The following is a 21,785-nucleotide window of genomic DNA, read 5'->3' on the forward strand; positions in this document are numbered from 1 at the left end:
CACCGGTGCGGCGCCCCCTGTATTGCATACCGCTGAAGCGATGACCCAGAAAAGCACAGATACCCCGTCGCTGGCCTACTCCCCTGACATGGCTGACCTCTCGGCGCACACGCCGATGATGCAGCAATACTTCAAGCTCAAAGCCGACTACCCCGACACGCTGGTTTTCTACCGGATGGGGGACTTTTACGAGCTGTTCTTTGCAGATGCCGAAAAAGTTACGCGCCTGCTGGATATCACGCTGACCTCACGCGGGCAGACCGCTGGCCAGCCGATTCCCATGGCCGGTGTGCCATTTCACGCGCTGGAAAATTATCTGGGCCGCCTCATCAAGATGGGCGAATCGGTCGCCATCTGCGAACAAGTGGGCGAGATTGGCGCGGGCAAAGGCCCGGTGGAGCGCAAAGTGGTGCGCGTGGTCACCCCCGGCACGCTCACCGATAGCGAACTGCTGTCTGACAAGAGCGAAGCCATGCTGGTGGCGGTGCACACCGCAGGCCGCCAGCGCTGCGGCCTGGCATGGATGGCCGTGACGCAAGGCCGCATCCACATGGCCGAATGCGCGGCAGATGAGCTGGGCGCATGGCTGTCGCGCATTGCGCCCAGCGAAGTGATTTACAGCGCCGGTGTGACCGAGCGTTTTGAACAAGCGCTGTTTGCCGTCAAGCACAGCGGCTCTATCAGTTGCCCGCTGTCCCCCCGCCCCGACTGGCAGTTTGACTCCGGCCTGGGCGAGCGCAAGTTGCTGGAGTTGCTGGGGGCTGCCAGCCTCAAAGCCTGGGAAGCCGAAAACCTGCCCCTGGCTCACGCGGCCAGCGCCGCCCTGCTCTCGTATGCCGAGCACACGCAGGGCCGCAACCTCACCCATATCCACGCCATTGCCGTGCAGCGCGACGATGACCTGATCGCCCTGCCGCTGGCCACGCGCCGCAATCTGGAGCTGGTCAAGACGCTGCGCGGCGAGGATTCGCCAACCGTATTCTCGCTGCTGGACACCTGCATGACCGGCATGGGCAGCCGCTTGCTCAAGACCTGGCTGCTGGAGCCCGAGCGCAACCGCAAGAGCGCCATGCAGCGCCTTGACGCCATTGGCGTGCTGCGCGGTGCCGGCGCGGGCATGGCGCCCTGGCAGCAACTGCGTGCCGAACTCAAAGGCGTGAGCGATGTGGAGCGCATTACCGCCCGCATTGCCCTGCGCCAGGTGCGCCCGCGCGAGCTGGTGGGCCTGACCAAAACGCTACAAAAATCGCAGCTTCTTGCGCAATCGGGTCAAGCGCCATCGGCCTATTTGACTCAGATTTTTACCGATCTGATCCCTCCCGCAGGTTGCGCCGAACTGCTGGCGGCCTCCATCATGGAAGAGCCTGCCGCGCTGGTGCGCGATGGCGGTGTGATTGCCACCGGCTTTGATGCCGAGCTGGACGAGCTGCGTGCCATTCAAACCAACTGCGACGAGTTTTTGCTGGAGCTGGAAGCCAAGGAAAAGCTGCTGACTGGCATTCCCAACCTGCGCGTGCAGTTCAACAAGGTGCATGGCTTCTATATTGAAGTCACCAACAGCTACAAGGACGCGGTTCCAGAGCGCTTTCGCCGCCGCCAGACCCTCAAGAACGCCGAGCGCTACATCACGCCAGAGCTCAAGGCCTTCGAGGACAAGGCCCTGTCGGCGCAAGAGCGTGCACTGCAGCGCGAGAAGTTTTTGTTCGAGCAAGTGCTGGACCAGTTGCAACCCCATGTGCCCCAGCTCACCCGCGTGGCCCAGGCCATTGCGGCGCTCGATGTGCTCTGTACGCTGGCTGAGCGCTCGCTGACGCTGAACTGGGCCGAGCCGCAATTCGTCAGCCAGCCCTGCATCGAAATCGAAGCGGGCCGCCACCCCGTGGTGGAAGCACGCATGGCAGAAACATCCAGCGGCAGCTTCATCGCCAACCACACGCGCATGAACCTCAACACGCGCATGCAGATCATTACCGGCCCGAACATGGGCGGTAAATCGACCTATATGCGCCAGGTGGCGCTGATTGTGCTGCTAGCCAGCATGGGCAGCTATGTGCCCGCCACAGCCTGCCGCCTGGGGCCGATTGATGCCATCCACACCCGCATTGGCGCGGCCGATGATCTGGCCAACGCCCAGTCCACCTTCATGATGGAGATGACCGAGGCCGCGCAGATTCTGCATTCAGCCACGCCCCACTCGCTGGTGCTGATGGACGAAATTGGCCGGGGCACCAGCACTTTTGACGGTCTGGCGCTGGCCAGCGGCATTGCCACGCAGTTGCATGACAAGACCAAGGCCTTCACGCTGTTTGCCACCCACTACTTTGAGCTGACCGAGCTGCCCGCCAAAGCCAAGGCTGCCGTCAACGTGCATGTGGGCGCAGCCGAATCGGGCAGCGACATCGTGTTTCTGCACGAAATTCAAGCCGGCCCCGCCAGCCGCAGCTACGGTATTCAGGTCGCCAAACTGGCGGGCATGCCCGCCGGTGTGCTCAACCATGCGCGCCACGCGCTGGAGGCGCTGGAGTCTCAGGCCGGAGAGAACGATTTGCAGGTCAATCTGTTTGATGCGCCAGAGCTCTCAGAGGAAATTACAGCGCCAAGCCAGTTGGAGCAAGCGCTGTCCGCTATCAATCCTGATGCCTTGAGCCCGCGTGAAGCGCTGGAAGCGATCTACCAGCTCAAGCTTGTGGCTGCGCGTAATACCTGATGAGAACACCACCGGCGCGTGCCCCATCGGCCCGCGCCGGTCAGGTCTGTCACCAGGAATAGCCCATCTGCGCGCGCGCTGCTGGGCGGGAGCCACTGCCACTGGATGTCGCCACACCCAGTCCCAGATTCACATTGGCGTTGACCTGATAACCCCAGGCCACACCCAATGCAGACTGCCCGCCATAGGTACCCACGGCGGCGCCCACCCAATTCTTGCCAGGCGCCAATGCGGGCATACCGGGAATGGCCAGCGATGCTGCAATCCCCTTGCTGGCATAGTTTCTTGCCTCTTGGCTGGCTGCTGCCACCGCCCCCTGCATCTGACCCACGTTCACCGCATCAGTCGCTGCAGTACCCGGTGCCACATTGGTAATCTGGCGGCTCAGCCCCGTGCTGCCATTACCCACCGAAACGCTATTGGCCCGATCTGCGGTAGACCCCTGCCCCAGCGCTACCGAGTTATCACCACTGGCCAGCGTATTCGCTCCAAGCGCCACGCTGTTATTGCCTTGTGCAATCGCGTTATTACCCACCGCCGTGGTGGGGTCGGCCAGCGCCTTCGCCCCCGCACCAATGGCCACAGACCCCGCGTAATGTGCTTCAGCCCCTGCCCCCAGCGCCGTCGTTGCGTCGCCAACGGCTTTGGAGCCTTGGCCTATGGCGGTGGCACCGCTGCCCTGAGCTGTCGCATTCGGGCCGCAACTCACATTGCCATTGCTGAAGCTGCACAGCCCATTGGCAAACGCCTGGTTCATCATGGTCTGCAGCGCCATGACTTGCTGGCTGGTGAAGTTATTCGCACTGCCCAGGGCCGCCTGACTGCTTTGCTGCATCTGCCCCACATTCACCGCATCGGTGCTGGCCTGCCCTGCAGCGACGTTGCTGATAGTGGTACCTGCGCCAGCATTCGCATTCAGATTCAACGTTCTGCCGCCATTGGCGTATTGCGCAGAATTATTGGCCGTGGCCTGCGCCGTGGAAATTCCCGTAGACAGGCTCCCTACACTGGCCGCTGTGCTGGTGGATAGCGAAGAGATTGAACTTTGGGCCCCTGCAACCCCCGTCGACAAGCTACCCACATTGGCAGCCATGCTGGTGGACAGTCCGGCAACCTGCCCTGCGGTGCTGGTAGACAGGGAAGAAATGGCACTTTGAGCACCGGCAATACCGGTGGACAAACTGCCAACGCTGGCGGCAGTGCTGGTGGACAGCCCCGAGATTTGGCCCCCCACGCTGGTGGAGAGCGACGTAATCGAGCTGTTCGCCCCCGCAATCCCCTTCGACAAACTCCCCACACTCGCCGCCGTGCCGGTGGACAGCGATGCCACTGCGCTATTGGCCCCCGCAACCCCCGTCGACAAGCTACTGGCATGGGCATCTACCGTTGTGGACAATGACGACAGAGAACTGTTTGCGCCTGCAATCCCTGTCGACAAACTGCCAACGCTGGCGGCAGTGCTGGTGGACAGCCCAGAGATTTGCCCCCCCACGCTGGTGGAGAGTGACGTAATCGAGCTGTTCGCCCCCGCAACCCCCGTCGACAAGCTACTGGCATGGGCATCTACCGTTGTGGACAGTGACGACAGAGAGCTGTTTGTGCTTGCAATCCCTGTCGACAAACTGCCAAGGCTGGCGGCAGTGCTGGTGGACAGCCCAGAGATCTGCCCCCCCACGCTGGTGGAGAGTGACGTAATCGAGCTGTTGGCTCCCGCAATCCCCGTAGACAAACTGCCCACACTCGCCGCCGTGCCGGTGGACAGCGATGCCACTGCGCTATTGGCCCCGGCAATCCCCGTAGACAAGCTGCTGGCATGCGTATCTACCGTCGTGGACAGTGACGACAGAGAACTGTTTGTGCCTGCAATCGCAGTCGACAGGCTAACGTTCAAGTCGTAAACCTGCCCACCGGTCACGCCATCCGTACTGCCACTGACAAGACTGCCCACAGCCATATTGGTGATGACACGGTTTACACCATTTCCGCCGACGGAAACGGAGTTGCTCACGTTGGCCACCGACCCCTGGCCCAGCGCCACGGAATTGGCCGCGGTGGCCTGCGCGCCATTGCCCAGCGCCGTGGCATTTTCTGCAGTGGCCTGCGCAGCGTTCATGCTGGCATTGCTGCCGCCAATCGCCGTGGTGTAGTTGCCGCTGGCAACTGCGCCATTTCCGCCGGCCTGGCCATTCGTTCCTCCATAATTATTAGGATCATATGTCCCATCACTTCCATTAGCACCGCCACCAATGGCTGTGCTGCCAATGCCACTGGCAATCGCTCCACTCCCGCCCTGCCCGCCGACACCTCCACCTACAAGTCCATTCCCCCCAAAGCCCCCCTGGCCTCCGCTGCCTATGGCGGTTGCCCCTGCCGCATTAGCAAGGGCTCCGTTGCCGCCATTGCCACCGTTGCCCCCCCCTGCATACAGGGCCGCGAGTCCGCCGGCACCACCACCTCCGCCACCGCCAAGTGCCAGCGCACCACCTGTCGCAGCATTGGCACCACCGCCACCGCCACCGCCGCCGCCATAGCGCCCTGATGAATCGAAGTTTGTGCCACCTATGCCACCCGCCCCTATGGCGGTAGCACCTCCCACTGCAATAGAGCCGCCACCGCCGCCTCCCGGCGAAGCCCCTTGAAATAAGCTGGGCCCACCTGTCCCTCCACTTCCTGCGGCACCCCCCACTCCTCCTGCATTACTGGCTCCGCTTGTGCCCTCACTTCCTCCCTGCCCTCCTGGGTTCGCGCCTGAGCCATTCCCACCTTGCCCCCCTTGCCCACTCTGCAGTTGCGCTTGCACTGGTGCCAGCGGAAACAGCGCCAACCCCGCGGTGGCAACAATGGCCGCGCACAGCAGACGCGGGGTATAGCGTGGGGGTGGGCACAGTTGGGTTTGATGGTGATGCCGCCAGGCACTGAGGAAGGCTTTGGGACTGCGACTCATGAAATACTCCTTGCTATTGAAAGAGGGAGGTAACTACTGCACCGCACAAAAACTCATGCAAGTGCTGTAGCAAGGAACCGTCCACTCTTGATAGCTACCGATGCTAGGAATCGACATCAGAGTCGCCAATCACTGAAAACTGGTAATTTTTGACATTTAAGGAAAAAACCGCGATTCCACGACTCAGAAGCCGTTACTTCGCTGCGAACCTATAATTTCCGAGTTTTTGCTGGCGTCGCCTCTGGGTGGTGCTTTCAACTGTTATCTCTTGTGATAGCGCCGTTGTGGCGCAACTGACTACCGCTCTCCCATGACCTATTGCGTCGCTCTCAAGATCAACGCTGGCCTTGTGTTTCTGTCGGACTCCCGCACCAATGCGGGCCTGGACCAGATCAGCACGTTTCGCAAGGTCATGCTTTACGAACAGCCTGGCGAGCGCTTCATGGTGCTGCAGTCGGCTGGCAATCTGGCCATCACCCAGTCTGTGCGTGAGTTGCTGGAAAGCTTTCAGCTGCATGACCCAGCTACCGACGAGCGGCTGACCATCTGGAATGTGCGCAGCATGTTCGACGCTGCCCGCGTGCTGGGCGCCGCTGTACGCCATGTGTATGACCGCGAGGCCGCAGCCCTGCAGCGTGCGGGCGTGGACTTCAATGTCTCCATGATTTTTGGCGGCCAGATTCAGGGCGAAGGCATGCGCCTGTTTCAGGTCTATTCAGCTGGCAACTTCATTGAGGCAACCAGCGAAACGCCTTATTTCCAGATTGGTGAATCCAAGTACGGCAAGCCGGTGCTGGACCGTGTCATCACCTCCGAGACACCGCTGGACGAGGCCGCCAAATGCGCGCTGGTGTCAATGGACAGCACGCTCAAGTCCAACCTGTCGGTGGGCCTGCCGCTGGATCTGATCGTTTACGAAAACAACCGTTTTGCCACCGACAGAATTGTCTGCCTGGATGCCGACAACCCCTATCTGCGCATGTTGCATGACAGCTGGGGCGAACGCCTGCGCCATGTATTTGACAGCATTGACGACCCCGCCTGGGACGGTGGCCAGACCCAGACACCTATCCGCGTGCACAGCCCGCGTGCCCATCCGCTGGCCAAGGTGGGGGCACCAGCCAAAGCGCAGTCTGCCGGGCTGTCAGGCGCAGGCAATATTCCGCCTGCTGCGCTGCGCCAGCCCATTGTTCCGCCTCAGGCTGGCCTGAGTGCAGCGCATGAATATCAGCGCCTGCAGTCGGCCGAGGAACAGGCCCGCCTGCAAAAGCAGGCCTCGCTGTCCAACCTCTGAGCGGACTGCCGCATGCCCGCCACTCCAGTCCGTGAAAACACCTTGCCGATTGTGTTCGCGCATGCCAACAGCTTTCCGCTGGGTACCTACCGGCTGCTGTTTTCGCTGCTGCGCCAGCGCGGCATTTCAGCCAGTGGTGTTGAGCGCTTCGGGCATGACCCGGCCCGCCCGGTCACCAACCATTGGCCACATCTGGTCGATGAGCTGATCGAACATGCCGAGCAGCAGGTGCAGCGGCACGGCCAGCCTATCTATCTGGTCGGGCACTCGCTGGGCGGCATTCTGAGCTTTCAGGCCGCCACCAAGCGCCCTGACCTGGCCCGTGGCGTGCTGCTGATTGATTCGCCCCTGCTGGGCGGCTGGAAGGCCAATGCGGTGGACCTGGCCAAACGCACGCCCATCGTCGCCTCGGTGTCACCGGGCAAGATCAGCCAGCGCCGCCGCAACACCTGGGCCAGCAATGAAGAGGCGCTGGAGTACTTTCGCGGCAAGAAGGCTTTTGCCCAATGGCACCCGCAGGTGCTGCAGGACTATGTGGAGCATGGCCTGGAAGATCATCAGGGCAAGCGCAGCCTGCTATTCAAGCGGGAAGTGGAAACCGCTATCTACAACACCCTGCCCAGCAATCTGAACCACCAGCTGCGCCGCAGCCCGCTGCGCTGCCCCGTGTCTTTTATCGGCGGACGTTCCTCGGTCGAGATGCGCCAGGTGGGCATGGAGATGACGCAGCGCATGACCAAGGGCCGCATCATGATGCTGGACGGCGGTCATCTTTTTCCCATGGAGCGCCCCGAGGCCACGGCGGCGGCCATCGAGGCATCGCTGCTGAATATGGAGCAGAGCATTCTGCAATCAGCCCCGCAAATCGCTCCTAAATAAATAGCTTGTAGCGCTTGATAGGATTGGACATCCACCTCAAACTGACTTGAAGTCTTGATTTAACAAGCGCTGGCAGCTATGAAAAAAGCCACTTGCAGTGACGCAAGTGGCTTTTTTTGGGGCCGCTGAAAACGGCTTAATGGTGCCAATCCACCATGCCGGTATAGGCCGTCACCAGCACGATGATGCCGAAGACGATGCGGTACCAGGCAAAGGGCACAAAGCTGTTGGTGGAGATAAAGCGCAGCAGCCAGCGCACGCACAGCCAGGCGCTGATGAAGGAGAACACCAGGCCCACCAGAAACAGCGGCGCATCCGCCATGCTCAGCGAGGCGCGCTCCTTGTACATGCTGTAGACACCCGCACCAATCAGCGTGGGCATGCCCAGGAAGAAAGAGAAGTCGGTCGCCGCCTTGCGCGACAACCCCATCAGCATGCCGCCGATGATGGTGGAGCCACTGCGGCTCATGCCCGGCACCAGCGCAAAGCACTGCACCAGACCCACCTTGATGGCGTCCACTGGCGTCATATCGTCCACCGAATGCACGCGTGTGGCCGATGCGGGGCGCTTTTCAGCCCACAAAATGATGAAGCCGCCCACGATGAAGGTCGTGGCCACAATCACCGGGGTAAACAGATGCTCCTGCACCATCTTGCCCACCAGCAGCGCCAGCACTGCAGCAGGCAAAAAGCCCACCAGCACATTGAGCGCAAACTTCTGCGCTTCGCGGCTGCTGGGCAGCTCGACCAGCGTGGAGCGAATCTTCTGCCAGTACACCAGCATCACGGCAAAGATGGCACCGGTCTGAATGGCGATCTCGAACACCTTGGCCTTGCCGCCGACAAAACCCATCAAAGAGCCCGCCAGAATCAGGTGACCCGTAGAAGAAATGGGCAGGAACTCGGTCAGTCCTTCCACAATGCCCATGATGGCGGCCTTGAGCAGCAATAAAGTATCCACGCGATTCTTCCTTTGGATGCAGGGTTAGAAGCAAAGCTGAGCATTATCCTCTCAGCCATTTCCACTGTGGCCACAGCACGGTCTTGCACTGGCGCAATCGCAAACTTTTACAAGCTCTGAGGTGCTGACATAGGCAAAGCCGTCCAGCTGTGCTGCAATTGCGGTGCGCCGGCTGTCGGCGTTCTCAAAAAACATCACACCATCATGAAAAAATTCCTTGTCCTGGCTGTTGTCTCCCTGGCTTGCAGCATGAGCATGGCCGCAGGCGACAAGCCCAAAACCGCCCAGCAGCAGCTGATGGGCACCTGCAATACCGAAGCCACCGGCATGAAAGGTGACGAGCGCAAGGATTTCATGAAGTCCTGCCTGTCCGACGGCCGCAAGCGCCAGCAGGAACGCATGAAGTCCTGCAATGTGGACGCGACCGGCAAGAAGGGTGACGAGCGCAAGGCTTTTATGAGCGACTGCCTGAAGAAGGACTGATCGCGCTTTATTGCCTCTGAGCAAACGCCGCAGACCTGCAAAGGCTGCGGCGTTTTTCATGAGCCGTTCACGCAAACGCAGCGCATCTCACACCGCGCTTTCTGCCATTCATCGCATGGCACTGGCTTCTGACGCCTGTCAGCCGCACAGTGCAGACACCCCCTGAATCGCAGGAGCTGCACCATGCCACTGACACCGCTGATCGCCTTTCACATGAGCTGCGCCATTGGCGCCACTGCAATTGGCCCGGTTGCACTCTGGGCACGCCGCAGCGGCGCCGCGCGGCCTGTGCTGCATCGCATTGCGGGCTATGCCTTTGTGCTGCTGATGGTGTGCACTGCCGTTTCAGCCCTGTTCATTCGAGATTTCAAGCGACTCAACCTAGCTGGCTTCACGCTGGTTCACCTGCTGATCCCGCTGACGCTGGTCGGCTTATTCGGTGCCTTCTGGCATCTGAGCCATAAGCGCATAGATCAGCACCGCCGCATCATGCGCAAGCTCTATTTCGGCGCCTGTGTGAGCGCGGGTCTGTTTACGCTGGTTCCCGGGCGTCTGCTCGGTGATCTGCTCTGGAAGCAACTGGTCTGAATCATTCACCCTCAAGGAGAGCAGCATGTACTGTGACGCAAGCACCCTCACCCTCGAACAACAGGCCCGCCGCCGCGCGGGTAAGAAGCTGGGCTGGTATCTGCACGCCAGCGTCTATCTTTGCGTCAACCTGGGGCTGATGGCGCTGTCCTTCAGTCAGGGGCGCCATTGGGCCATCTTCCCCGCGCTGGGCTGGGGCGTGGGCCTGCTCATGCACGGGCTGGCCGTCTGGCTGACTTCCTCTGGCACACCCCTGTGGCAGCGCATGGTGGAGCGCGAGATGAAGACACTGCAAAAAGCCGACACACCGAGCTAGCCGCTACGCCTTGTCTCACCTAGTATGCATTCCATGTTTTTTAAGCCCCGCCCCGCACGCTCGCCAGCCATTGAACTGCTGCGACACGGCGCGACCGTGCTGGGCGTGTGTCTGTTCATCACCTTGCTGCTGACCCAAATGGGGCAAGGCAGCTGGGATGTGAATCTGGTCTACTCCGTGGCGATCGGCCTGCCTGCCTGGCTCATCATCGAGCTGGGCGGCAAGCGGTTTCGGCAAAGCGACCAAATCCCCTGGCCTCTTGGCTGGCGCGGCGTGCTACTGGTGATTGTGGGCGTACTGGCTGGTTTTGGCCTGGGCAGTGTGATCGGCCACAGTTACCAGTCACAGATGTACCCGGAGCAAACTGATGCCAAGGCGCCAGCGCTACTGTTCCCCATGCTCATCACGCTGGTGACCAGCACGGCCATGTCCACCGTGTTCTATCTGGCGGGCAAGGCCCGCTATCTGCAAATGCAGGCTGAGCAGTCGCAGCGCCAGGCAGCCGAGGCCCATCTCAAGCTGCTACAGGCCCAGCTTGAGCCGCATATGCTGTTCAACACGCTGGCCAACTTGCGCGCACTGATCTCCATCGACGCACAACGCGCCGAGCAGATGCTGGACCATCTGATTGACTACCTGCGCGCCACCCTCAGCGGCTCACGCAGTGGCACGCACAGCCTGGAAGCAGAATTTGCACTGCTGACCGATTATCTGGCGCTGATGCAGATACGCATGGGCAAGCGGCTGAGCTATGCGCTGCACCTGCCCCCTGAGTTGGCCCAGACCCCTGTTCCGCCGCTGCTGCTGCAGCCACTGGTGGAAAACAGCATTCGCCACGGGCTGGAGCCCAGACTGGAAGGCGGCCATATCCAGATAGCGGCAAGCCTGCTGCAAGGCCCGCAAATGCTGCTGACAGTCACAGACAATGGCCAGGGGCTTTCCGGCGCCAAGCCACTTTCGGCAAGCTCCAGCAGCTTTGGTCTGGAACAAGTGCGCGAGCGCCTGAGCAACCGTTATGGAGACACTGCCACTTTCAATTTGATAGCTGATAGCGCAGGTGGTACGAAGGCTTCCATCACATTTCCCTTGAATACTACGCCATGACCAGTTCCCCACGCGCCCTGATTGCCGAAGACGAGCCACTGCTGGCCCAGGCCCTGCAGCAGATGCTGGCGCAGCAATGGCCTGCACTGCAGATTCAGTGCGTCGCGGCAGATGGAATCGGCGCGGCAAGCCAGGCCCTTGCGCTGCAGCCCGATGTCCTGTTTCTCGATATCCGCATGCCCGGCCAGAGCGGGCTGGAGGCCGCTGCCGAGATTGCCGACAGCTGGCCCGATCAACTGCCACTGCCCGCCATTGTTTTTGTTACCGCCTACGACCAGTACGCGCTGGCCGCCTTTGAAGCCTGTGCCATTGACTATGTGCTCAAGCCGGTTCAAGGCCCGCGCCTGCAGCAAACCGTGCGGCGGCTGCAAAACTGGTGGGGCCAGCGCCAGCAAGACGGCCATGCGCCCATCAGCGCAGCAGATACCGCCCATAGCCTGCAGACCCAGCTGGCGCAGTTGCTTGCGCTGCAGCAGCAGTTGCAGACGACTCAGGCCGCACCGCTGCAAATCATTCAGGCCAGCGTTGGCAGCCAGATCCATATGGTGCGGGTGCAGGACATCCTCTATCTCGAAGCGGCAGACAAATACCTGCGCGTGATGACCGCCAGCCAGGAATATCTGATTCGCACCCCGCTCAAGGATTTGCTGCCGCAGCTCGATGCCCGGCAGTTCTGGCAGATCCACCGCGGCACTGTGGTACGTGCCGACGCCATTGCCAGCGTGCAGCGCGATGACGCCGCCCGGCTGTGGCTGCAACTGCGCAATCGCCCCGAAAAACTGGCTGTCAGCCGCCTCTACGCTACCCGCTTCAGGGCGATGTGAACCAGCATGTGAGCCGGCTACAGAACCATCACATCATCCCAGGCCACGCCCTGCATGGCATCCCAGTGCGCCACGATGACGCAGCGGGGATGAGCGGGGCTTTTCAGATCTGCCGCCATGGCTGCCAGCGCCTGCTGCACATACTGCTCGGACGGCTTATCCAGCGCCGCCAGCGGCTCATCCATCAGCACCAGCGGCGCACCGCTGGCCCAGCCTGCCGCCATCCACAGCTTGCGCTGCGAGCCTGAGGACAGGGCCAGCAATGGCTTGTGCAGATGCGGCTCCAGCCCGAAACCCTGCACATGCTGCTCAAAGTCAGGCTGAGACCAATGCGGATAAATCGTGCGCTGCAGCGCCACCCAGTCTGATGCGGGCATGCGGCTCAGAAAATCGCTCAAGGGCTGGCGCGGATCTTGCCAGAACAGCAACTGCGCGCTGAGCGCAGCGCAAGGCGCAAAGTTGTAGTGCAGCACCCCGGCACGGGCTGACAGATTGCCGGCCAGCAGCTTGAGCCAGCTGCTTTTGCCCGTGCCTTCATCGCCCTGCAGCAGACACAGCCCCGCATGCCAGCGATGCGATACCTGATCGGCCACCAGCCGCCCCGGATAGCCGAAACTGACCTGAATGACCTGCACCATGCAGGGGGAAACACAGCCTTCATCAAGTTCAGAATTCATAGCTACATCCGCTTTATTTGTATAAGCCTAAGCCCATTTTCTGGATACCCTCACACCACAGCTTGCCCTGCACCACAGGCAAAATGGCGACCCTCTCAACAGCAGGCAATATGCCATGACTCTGGAATATCTCGAATTTGATTACAGCGAAGACGAAGAAGGCACAGGCACCTGGGATGCCATGGCTAGCGTCAAGGCTGAGCGCGTGCCAGCACTGGCCGCCGAGATTTCCCGTCTGCTGCAATGGGCGCAGCGCCAGTTTGCGGGCCGCCAGGGCGCCGTCGAAGAAGGCATGGACTGGGACTATGACCTGCAGTCACAAGATGATGACGGCCAGCAATTGCCCGTGCACTTGGACAAAGCCAGCGGCCAATGGACACTGCAGGCCTGTGCCACGGGCTACACCACGGTCAGTCTGTCGCTGTCGGGCTCGGCCCAGTTTGGTGATGCACTGCGCGATGCGTTCGGGCTGAATGACTAAGAGCCGCTAAGCAGCTTCAACTGAGCCGTTTTTAATCCTCATCGCACACGCACAGCAACCACCACAGATCACGCTCCGGCTGCCAGGCCAGATAGCCTGCGCAATCGGTTGCGGCCCGCATCCACTCGCACCAGTCCATGCGGTCAAAGCGATAAACCCAGAGCGCCGAAAATGGCTCAGGGAACACGGCCTCCAGCATCTCGGCCACCTGCTTGCGCAACTCGGCCAGCGACAGATGACGGTTGGAGCCATGACAGCCACCGCCGCGCAGCACGCCGACCAGTGAGCCCTCAAACTCCAGGCGGTTCAGCATGGCGTACTGCACATCATCCGCATCCACCGGCCCCATGAGGGTCTGCTCGGCCAGCGCCCCTGCACGCTGCAAAAATTCCTGCAGGCGCTGCTCCTGCGAGCCGCTGACGCTGACCGCTGGCCTGGGCTTGATGAAGAGGGAAACCACCTCACCGCAGTGGCCCAATGAATCCAGAAAGACGGCCAGCGCCGCCTTATCCACGGGCCATTGGTGCTCGCTGGAGAAACTCTCCGCAGGCTTTGTCACAACGCGTTATCTGCGGCAGGCGCAGTCGTGGAGCCAGCACCTGGCTCCGTCTTCCAGCGCCCAGCCACATTCTTGAGCAAGGTGTTCACTGCCGTCAGGCGGCGGTTTTGCACATTGATCAGGCTGTTCTGCGCACTGATGACCGTGGTCTGAGCCGTCAGCACATTCAGATAGGCCACGATGCCCGCCTTGTACTGGTTATTGGCCACGGTCAGTGACTTTTGCGCAGCGGCCAGCGCCTCTATCTGCACCTGCTGCTCCTGGGCCAGATTGCTGGCGGCCACCAGGTTGTCTTCCACTTCCTGCAGCGCCGTAATCACGGTCTGCTTGTAGGTGGCGCCGGCCAGATCCAGCGATGCGCGGGCCGATTCAACCGCCGCGCTGCGTGCGCCGCCATCAAACAGACTCATCGCCAGCGAGGGGCCCAGCGACCAGAAGAGATTGGGGGCGTTGAACAGATCTGCCAGCACCGTGTTGCGATAGCCACCGCTGGCCGACAGCGTAAGCGACGGGAAGTATGCCGCTCGCGCCACACCAATCTGCGCGTTGGCGGCTGCCACGCGGCGCTCTGCCGCGGCGATGTCGGGGCGCTGCTCCAGCAAGGTGGAGGCCAGCATTTCAGGCACCACAGGCGGCCTGGGCAGATGGCCCGTCACCGGCAGGCTGAATACCGCAGGGGCCTTGCCCAGCAGGGCCGCCAGCGCATGCTCGTACTGGGCACGCGTGGTCTGCGCCTCAATCAGGCTGGCCTGCGTGCTTTTGTACTGAGACTGGGCCTGTGCCACATCGGCCGATGAGGCCACGCCTGCCTGATAGCGGTTTTGCGTGAGCTTGAGGCTTTGCTCGTAGTTGCTCAAGGTTTCCTGCAGAAACTGCATCTGTGCCTCGGCTGCACGCAGCGAGAAATAAGTCTGCGCCACCGATGCCTGGGCCGACAGGCGCGCTGCGGCCAGATCATCACTGGTGGCCTGCGCCGTAGCCTTGTTGGCATCTACCGCGCCCGACAGCTTGCCCCACAGATCCACTTCCCAACTGGCACTCAGGCCCATCGAGAAGTTGTTGTTGATGCTGCCGCTGCGCGCCACGTTCTCCCCATTGGTGTTGCTGTAGGTGCCGCCACCGGTCAGCGCACGCGTGCCGCTGCCCGTCGTGCTCAAGGTGGGCAGTTGCGCTGCACGGCTGCTGGCCACGGCGGCCTGTGCCGATCGCACACGCGCCACCGCCTGAACAACGCTGAGGTTGCCGACTGCGGCTTCATCCTGCAGCTGGTTGAGCGTGGCGTCGCCATAAACCGTCCACCACTGTTCGGGCACCGCCGCAGCCTGACTGGCTGCACCCGTTTGCGCAGGCTGCCAGACACCAAACGCGGCCGCCTGCGGCGTGGCTTCCTTGAACTGGGCAGGAACATCCAGAGCTGGCACTTTGTAGGCGGGTTGCAGCGAGCAGGCAGACAGCAGCACCACCGCAGCCACGGGCAACAGGCGCGGCCAGCTCAGGGAAGAATGCTTCTTAAAAGTGAGCTGCTTGCGCTTATCCATATTGGGCTGTATGCCTTTTTCATTCAAAAACAATGCTTGCATATTCTTCTCACTTGGTGGCAAGGGCCGGGGCGTCGGCCGCGCTGTTGCGCCCGCGCAGCCACGCAGGCCGCGCCGCCCAGCCCCGCAGCACGCGAAGGCGGGCACGGTCCAGCAGCACATAGATCACTGGCGTGGTGTAGAGGGTGAGCAACTGGCTGAGCAGCAGGCCACCCACAATCGCAATGCCCAGCGGCTGGCGCAGCTCGGCCCCGTCACTGCGCCCCAGGGCCAGCGGCAGCGCACCAAACAGCGCGGCCATGGTGGTCATCAAAATCGGGCGCAGACGCAGGCTGCAGGCACGGTAAATGGCCTGAGCTGCCGTGACATGGCCGCCTTTTTCACGCGCCAGTGCGAAGTCGATCATCATGATGGCGTTCTTCTTGACCAGTCCAATCAGCAAGATCACACCGATGAAGGCGATCAGCGAAAACTCGGTCTTGAACAGCATCAGCGCCAGCAGCGCCCCCACGCCTGCCGATGGCAGCGTGGACAGAATCGTCAGCGGGTGCACCAGGTTTTCATAAAGAATGCCCAGCACCAGATAGATGGTGATGATGGCCGCCAAAATCAGGAGCGGCTGCCCTGCCAGCATCTGCTGGAAAGCGCCCGCCGAGCCGCTGAAACTGCCGCGAATGGACACGGGCACGCCCAGCTCGGTCATGGCATTGCGAATCGCATCATTGGCCTGCGACAGCGACACATTGGGTGCGAGGTTGTAGCTCACGGTGCTGGCCGGCGTGCCGCTCTGGTGTTGCACCGACAGCGGCGTGGTCGATGTCGTGATCTTGGCAAAGGCTGTCAGCGGTATCTGCTGGCCGCTGCTGTTGACGAAGAAAAAGCCGCGCAGGGATTCCGGGCTCTGCAGATAGTCGGACGATGCCGTCATCACCACACGGTACTGGTTGAGCGGGTTGTAGATCACGCCCACCTGACGCTGACCAAACGCATCGTTCAAGGTGTTGTCGATCTGCGAGACCGTCAGCCCCAGCCGTGCAGCCTGGTCGCGGTCAATGACCAGACTGGTCTGCATGCCGTTGTCCTGCACATCGCTGTTCACATCGGTCAGCTCTGGCAAGGTCGAGAGCACCTGACGAATGCGCGGCTCCCACAGGCGCAGCTCGGCCGTATCGTCGGCCTGCAGCGTGTACTGATAGGAGGACATGCTCTGGCGCCCGCCAATACGCACATCGGTCTGGGTCATCATGAACAGGCGCGCTCCGGGCTCGTCCTTGAGCTTTTCACGCAGGCGGTTGATGACTTCGTCGCTGGATACCTTGCGCTCTGCCATGGGCTTGAGCGACATGAACATATTGGCCGAATTGGCCTGACCACCGCCGGTGAAACCGGTCACATATTCCACTGCCGGGTCTTGCTGCACCACATCAAGAAAGCGTTTGATACGCCGCTCCATAGCCTGAAAGGATGTGGACTGGTCGGCACGGATAAAGCCCATGACGCGGCCTGTGTCCTCGCTGGGCATAAAGCCTTTTTCAATTGCCGTGTAGAGGTAAACGTTCAGACCAATGACCGCCGCCAGACTGAGCAGCACCAGGGGCTGATGACGCAGGCCCCAGGCCAGTGTTCTGCGGTACAGCGCGGTCAGGCCTTTTTCAAAGCGATCCATGGCTTGCGAGAGGCGCAGCCAGAAGGCATCCCAGCGGCGCGCAAAAGGCCGTTTGGAGCGCTCGGCACGCAGGCGCGCTTCCTCTTCAGGCGTGCGCAGCAGGGCCGCGCACATCATGGGCGTAGTGGTCAGCGAAATGACCATGGACACCAGAATGGCCGCCGACATGACCACCGCGAACTCGCGAAAGAAGCGGCCCACAATGCCGGCCATGAACAGAATGGGCACGAACACCGCGATCAGCGACAAGCTCATCGACACCACGGTAAAGCCAATTTCACGCGCCCCTTCAATGGCTGCCTGCATGGCGGATTTGCCTTTTTCCATGTGGCGCATCACGTTTTCCAGCACCACGATGGCATCATCCACCACAAAGCCCGCGGCCACCGTCAGCGCCATCAGCGAGAGGTTGTCCAGCGTGTAGCCGCACAGGTACATGACGCCGAAGGTCCCCATCAGCGACGCGGGCACCGCCACGGCAGGAATCAGCGTGGCGCGGGCGCGGCGCAGGAACATGAACACCACCATGATGACCAGTGCCACCGAGATGATGAGCGCGTTCTGCACTTCCTTGACCGAGGCACGCAACGTGGGCGTGCGGTCAGAAATCACCGTCAGATCAATGGCAGGGGAAATTGACGCCCTGAGCTGCGGCAGCATGGCGCGCACCTTGTCCACGGCCTGCAGAATATTGGCATTAGGCTGCTTGAAGACCTGCAGCAGCACCGCAGGCTTGCCATTCATCACGCCGTAGTTGCGTATGTCCTGCACGGAATCCGTGACATCGGCCACATCAGACAGGCGCACTGCATTGCCGTTGTTCCAGCGCAGCACCAGCGGCGCATATTCAGCGGCGGTGCGGGCCTGGTCGTTGGTGGCAACCTGCCAGTAGTGGTCTTCACGCTCCACCGCGCCCAGCGGGCGGTTGGCATTGGTCGCACTGATGGCCGTGCGCACCGAATCGAGCGAAACGCCGTTGGATGCCAGGCGCACCGGGTCCAGCTCCACCCGCACAGCAGGCAGTGCGCCGCCGTTGATGGTGGCCTGCCCCACGCCTTCCACCTGGGCCAGCTTCTGCGCCAGCACCGTGGATGCCGCGTCATACATCTGGCCGCGGGTGAGCGAATCCGAGGTCAGCGCCAGCATCAAGATAGGCGCATCGGCCGGGTTGACCTTGCGATAGGTCGGGTTGCCCGGCATGCCCGATGGCAGCAGCGTGCGGGCCGCATTGATGGCGGCCTGCACATCGTGCGCCGCGCTATCCACCGTGCGGGTCAGGTCGAACTGCAGCGTGATGCGCGTGCTGCCCATGCTGGAGCTGGACGTCATTTCATTGACGCCCGCAATCGCGCCCAAAGCGCGCTCCAGCGGCGTGGCCACCGTGGCTGCCATGGTGTCTGGCGCCGCGCCAGGCAAGCTGGCGGTGACGGAGATGGTGGGGTAATCCACCTGCGGCAGGGGCGCCACCGGCAGCAGAAAGTACGCCATGCCGCCCACCAGTGCCATGCCAATGGTCAGCAGCATGGTGGCGATGGGGCGGAAGATGAAGGGCGTGGAAATGCTCATGGTTCCACCCTTGCCTGGCCGGGCTGATCGCCCATCACTTCATCTTCGGAATGGGGCAGGTGCTTGACCGCAGGCAGGCCCCGCTTGACGCGCCAGCGCTCGGCCCAGGTCTCAAAGGTGAGATAGATCACTGGCGTGGTGAACAGCGTCAGCAACTGGCTCAGCAGCAGACCGCCCACCAGCGTCACACCCAGCGGATGGCGCAGCTCACTGCCTACGCCGCTGCCCAGCATCATGGGCAGGGCGCTGAGCAAGGCGGCCAGCGTGGTCATGATGATGGGGCGAAAGCGCAGCAAGCAGGCCTGATAAATGGCGTCACGCGCATTCATGCCTTCCTCGCGCTGGGCGTCCAGCGCGAAGTCGATCATCATGATGGCGTTCTTCTTGACGATGCCAATCAGCAAGATGATGCCGATGATGGCAATGATGTCCAGATCCAGCCCCGCCACCAGCAAGGCCAGCAGCGCGCCCACCCCTGCCGATGGCAGCGTGGAGAGAATCGTGATCGGGTGAATCGTGCTTTCATACAGCACGCCCAGCACGATGTACATGGTGATGATGGCGGCCAGCACCAGCAGCAGCGTGTTGGACAGCGACGCCTGGAAAGCCAGCGCCGCGCCCTGGAACTGCGAATCGACCGACAGCGGAATCTGCCCTTCGTCACGCAGCGTCTGAATGACCTGCTTTGCTGCCTCTACGGCATGGCCCAGCGATACACCCTGCGCAGTGTTGAAGGAGATGGTGGCAGCCGGCAGTTGCCCCACATGGTTGACGGCCAGCGCCATGGGGCGTTCGCTGATCGTCGCTATCGACGACAGCGGCACGGGCGCACCGTTGCTGGAAGCGGCGTAAATGGTTTGCAGCGCCTCCGGGCCCACCTTGAACTGCGGAGCCACCTCCAGCACCACGCGGTACTGGTTGGACTGCGTGAAGATGGTGGAGATCAGCCGCTGACCAAATGCGTTGTACAGCGCCGAATCCACCGAGGACACCGTCACACCGAGACGGCTGGCCTGTGCACGGTCAATCTGCACATAGGCCTGGCGGCCCTGGTTCTGCAGATCACTGCTCACATCCAGCAACTGGGGCAGTTGCTGCAGTCGCTCCACCAGCGTCTTGGTGCTGGCGCTCAGCTGCGTCATGTCGGGTGAAGACAGCAGCAGCTGATACTGCGTGCGGGCCTGACGGTCTTCAATCGTCAAGTCCTGCACGGGCTGCGCATAAAGGCGAATGCCGGGCACCTGCTGTGAGTCTTCGGCCAGGCGCTTGAGCACCACCTTGAGCGCATCGCGCTGACCGTGGGGCTTGAGATCGATCTGAATACGGCCTGTATTCAGCGTGGTGTTGGTGCCATCCACGCCGATAAACGACGAAATCGAAGCCACCGCCGGGTCTTTGAGCAATTGCTCGGCCAGCGCCTGCTGGCGCTCAGCCATGGCGGCAAACGAGATGGACTGATCCGCCTCGGTGGTGGCGGCAATCGTGCCCGTATCCTGCTCAGGGAAAAAGCCCTTGGGCACCACAAAGTACAGCAGCACCGTCACCACCAGCGTGGCGATGAACACCAGCCATGTCAGCTTGCTGTGATCCAGCACCCAGGTCAGCATGCGGCCGTATTCGGCAATCACCTTGTCGAAGAAACGGGCCACGGCCGCACCAATGCCGGTGGATTTTTCAGCCTGCCCGCCTTCGGGCTGGTGGCGCAGCAAACGCGCGCACAGCATGGGCGTAAGCGTGAGCGAAACCACGGCCGAGATCAGAATCGCCACTGTCATGGTGATAGCGAATTCGTGGAACAGCCGCCCCACCACATCGCCCATGAAGAGCAGCGGAATCAGCACCGCTACCAGCGAGATGGTCAGCGAGATGATGGTGAAACCAATCTGCTTGGCACCCTTGAGCGCGGCCTGCATGGGGGTCTCGCCCTTTTCGACATAGCGGGCGATGTTCTCGATCATCACGATGGCATCGTCCACCACAAAGCCGGTGGAAATGGTCAGCGCCATCAAGGTCAGGTTGTTGATGGAATACCCGGCCAGATACATGATGCCGAAGGTTCCAATCAGGGACAGCGGCACCGCCACACTGGGAATCAGCGTGGCCGAGGCACTGCGCAGGAACAGGAAAATCACCATCACCACCAGAGCGATGGCCAGCCCCAGTTCAAACTGCATGTCCTTGACGGACTCGCGAATCGTGACCGTGCGGTCGGTCAGCACCTGCACATCAATCGATGCGGGCAAGGTTTCCTTGAGCTGGGGCAGCAAGGTCTTGATGGCATCGACCGTGTCAATCACATTCGCACCGGGCTGACGGCGGATGTTGAGAATCACCGCCGATTTGGAGCCGGTATCGGGCGTGCCCGACCAGGCAGCCAGACGGGTGTTTTCGGCGTCATCCACGGTCTGCGCCACATCAGACAGGCGCACGGGGTTACCGTTCTTGAACGCGATGATGAGGTTGCGGTACTCGGCCGCCGACTGCATCTGGTCGTTGGCATCGATGGTGGAGGCGCGGTTGGGGCCGTCAAAGCTGCCCTTGGCCGACTTGACGTTGGCCGCCGAGATGGCGCTGCGCACATCATCGAGCGTCATGCCAAAGCTGGCCAGCGCTGCAGGGTTGGCCTGAATCCGCACCGCGGGGCGGCGGGCACCGGCAATAGCCACCAGACCCACGCCCTTGACCTGCGAGAGCTTGGGCGCCAGGCGGTTTTCCACCAGATCATTGATCTTGATAACGGGCAGCGAGGGCGAGCTGATGGCCAGCGTCAGCACCGGCGCATCCGCCGGGTTGACCTTGCTGTACAGCGGCGGCATGGGCAAGTCGCTGGGCAGCAGATTGGTGCCTGCGTTGATGGCGGCCTGCACCTGCTGCTCAGCCACATCCATGGACATATCGAGTGCAAAGCGCAGGCTGATGACCGAGGCACCACCCGAGCTGGTGGACGACATCTGGTCCAGCCCCGGCATCTGACCGAATTGCCGCTCCAGCGGGGCCGTGACGTTGGAGGTCATCACATCAGGGCTGGCGCCCGGATACAGCGTGGCGACCTGAATGGTGGGGTAGTCCACCTCGGGCAGGGCCGAGATGGGCAGCAGGCGGTAGGCCAGAAGGCCCGAGATCAGCACCGCCACCATCAGCAAGCTGGTGGCGATGGGCCGAAGAATGAAAAGGCGCGAGATATTCATGGTGGCCGCA

General features: G+C 61.7%; 17 protein-coding genes and 1 pseudogene. 10 read left to right on the forward strand and 8 right to left on the reverse strand.

Annotated features, from left to right (window positions below):
* Positions 1-115 precede the first annotated feature (115 nt).
* Positions 116-2,707, forward strand: coding sequence for a DNA mismatch repair protein MutS (gene mutS, locus JDW18_RS15980; protein ID WP_218243944.1), 2,592 nt, complete (start codon positions 116-118; stop codon positions 2,705-2,707).
* 49 nt (positions 2,708-2,756) lie between these two features.
* Here mutS and JDW18_RS22660 read toward each other — a convergent pair whose 3' ends face one another.
* On the reverse strand, positions 2,757-3,887 hold the full coding sequence (locus JDW18_RS22660) for a YadA family autotransporter adhesin (protein ID WP_246609985.1): 1,131 nt from the start codon (positions 3,885-3,887) through the stop codon (positions 2,757-2,759).
* Between JDW18_RS22660 and JDW18_RS22665 the strand changes: the two genes are divergently transcribed.
* Positions 3,880-4,605, forward strand: coding sequence for a hypothetical protein (locus JDW18_RS22665; RefSeq protein WP_246609987.1), 726 nt, complete (start codon positions 3,880-3,882; stop codon positions 4,603-4,605). The two genes, JDW18_RS22660 and JDW18_RS22665, sit on opposite strands and share 8 nt — an antisense overlap.
* Here JDW18_RS22665 and JDW18_RS22860 read toward each other — a convergent pair.
* A pseudogene (locus JDW18_RS22860) lies at positions 4,602-4,781 on the reverse strand (hypothetical protein); the annotation flags it as partial. The gene JDW18_RS22665 and the pseudogene JDW18_RS22860 overlap by 4 nt on opposite strands.
* Before the next feature lie 1,180 nt (positions 4,782-5,961).
* Here JDW18_RS22860 and JDW18_RS15990 point away from each other — a divergent pair.
* Together JDW18_RS15990 and JDW18_RS15995 are read left to right on the forward strand one after the other, a co-directional pair.
* Positions 5,962-6,945, forward strand: coding sequence for a proteasome-type protease (locus JDW18_RS15990; RefSeq protein WP_218240377.1), 984 nt, complete (start codon positions 5,962-5,964; stop codon positions 6,943-6,945).
* A 12-nt stretch (positions 6,946-6,957) separates the two neighbouring features.
* Positions 6,958-7,824 (forward strand): alpha/beta fold hydrolase, encoded by an 867-nt coding sequence (locus JDW18_RS15995; RefSeq protein WP_218240378.1) that lies wholly within the window; start codon positions 6,958-6,960, stop codon positions 7,822-7,824.
* Between the two features lie 136 nt (positions 7,825-7,960).
* Here the strand turns inward: JDW18_RS15995 and JDW18_RS16000 are convergent, their stop codons facing one another.
* On the reverse strand, positions 7,961-8,785 hold the full coding sequence (locus JDW18_RS16000; protein WP_218240379.1) for an undecaprenyl-diphosphate phosphatase: 825 nt from the start codon (positions 8,783-8,785) through the stop codon (positions 7,961-7,963).
* A 204-nt stretch (positions 8,786-8,989) separates the two neighbouring features.
* On the opposite strand from JDW18_RS16000, the gene JDW18_RS16005 reads away from it, so the two are divergent.
* The 5 genes from JDW18_RS16005 to JDW18_RS16025 all read left to right on the forward strand — a co-directional run bounded on the left by JDW18_RS16005 (position 8,990) and on the right by JDW18_RS16025 (position 12,100).
* Positions 8,990-9,268 carry a PsiF family protein gene (locus JDW18_RS16005; RefSeq protein WP_218240380.1) on the forward strand — a complete coding sequence of 93 codons (279 nt, stop codon included), beginning with the start codon at positions 8,990-8,992 and terminating at the stop codon, positions 9,266-9,268.
* Positions 9,269-9,451: 183 nt separating this feature from the next.
* The gene (locus tag JDW18_RS16010; RefSeq protein WP_218240381.1) at positions 9,452-9,856 is read left to right on the forward strand and encodes a DUF2306 domain-containing protein; all 405 of its coding nucleotides are present in this window, start codon (positions 9,452-9,454) and stop codon (positions 9,854-9,856) included.
* Between the two features lie 25 nt (positions 9,857-9,881).
* Entirely contained in the window at positions 9,882-10,172 is a 291-nt protein-coding gene (locus JDW18_RS16015; protein ID WP_218240382.1) for a 2TM domain-containing protein, read from the forward strand.
* Positions 10,173-10,205: 33 nt separating this feature from the next.
* Complete coding sequence (locus JDW18_RS16020) at positions 10,206-11,276, forward strand: sensor histidine kinase (RefSeq protein WP_246609991.1); 1,071 nt, start codon at positions 10,206-10,208, stop codon at positions 11,274-11,276.
* Entirely contained in the window at positions 11,273-12,100 is an 828-nt protein-coding gene (locus tag JDW18_RS16025; RefSeq protein ID WP_218240384.1) for a LytR/AlgR family response regulator transcription factor, read from the forward strand. Before JDW18_RS16020 ends, JDW18_RS16025 begins: the two co-directional genes overlap by 4 nt.
* A gap of 17 nt (positions 12,101-12,117) precedes the next feature.
* Here JDW18_RS16025 and JDW18_RS16030 read toward each other — a convergent pair whose 3' ends face one another.
* Positions 12,118-12,777: an ABC transporter ATP-binding protein gene (locus tag JDW18_RS16030; protein ID WP_218240385.1), complete on the reverse strand. Its 660-nt coding sequence runs from the start codon at positions 12,775-12,777 to the stop codon at positions 12,118-12,120.
* Positions 12,778-12,892: 115 nt separating this feature from the next.
* Here JDW18_RS16030 and JDW18_RS16035 point away from each other — a divergent pair, with 115 nt between their 5' ends.
* Positions 12,893-13,258: a hypothetical protein gene (locus JDW18_RS16035; protein WP_218240386.1), complete on the forward strand. Its 366-nt coding sequence runs from the start codon at positions 12,893-12,895 to the stop codon at positions 13,256-13,258.
* A gap of 31 nt (positions 13,259-13,289) precedes the next feature.
* Here JDW18_RS16035 and JDW18_RS16040 read toward each other — a convergent pair whose 3' ends face one another.
* Genes JDW18_RS16040 through JDW18_RS16055 form a run of 4 tightly spaced genes read right to left on the reverse strand, consistent with a single transcriptional unit; the run spans position 13,290 to position 21,775 of the window.
* The gene (locus tag JDW18_RS16040; protein WP_218240387.1) at positions 13,290-13,817 is read right to left on the reverse strand and encodes a hypothetical protein; all 528 of its coding nucleotides are present in this window, start codon (positions 13,815-13,817) and stop codon (positions 13,290-13,292) included.
* On the reverse strand, positions 13,814-15,397 hold the full coding sequence (locus JDW18_RS16045; RefSeq protein WP_218240388.1) for an efflux transporter outer membrane subunit: 1,584 nt from the start codon (positions 15,395-15,397) through the stop codon (positions 13,814-13,816). The genes JDW18_RS16040 and JDW18_RS16045 overlap by 4 nt, the downstream gene beginning before the upstream one ends.
* A gap of 7 nt (positions 15,398-15,404) precedes the next feature.
* Entirely contained in the window at positions 15,405-18,587 is a 3,183-nt protein-coding gene (locus JDW18_RS16050) for an efflux RND transporter permease subunit (protein ID WP_218240389.1), read from the reverse strand.
* On the reverse strand, positions 18,584-21,775 hold the full coding sequence (locus JDW18_RS16055) for an MdtB/MuxB family multidrug efflux RND transporter permease subunit (protein WP_218240390.1): 3,192 nt from the start codon (positions 21,773-21,775) through the stop codon (positions 18,584-18,586). The genes JDW18_RS16050 and JDW18_RS16055 overlap by 4 nt, the downstream gene beginning before the upstream one ends.
* Between the last annotated feature and the right edge of the window lie 10 nt (positions 21,776-21,785).

It is taken from the genome of Comamonas fluminis (assembly GCF_019186805.1).
GTDB classification, from domain to species: Bacteria; Pseudomonadota; Gammaproteobacteria; order Burkholderiales; family Burkholderiaceae_C; genus Comamonas; species Comamonas fluminis.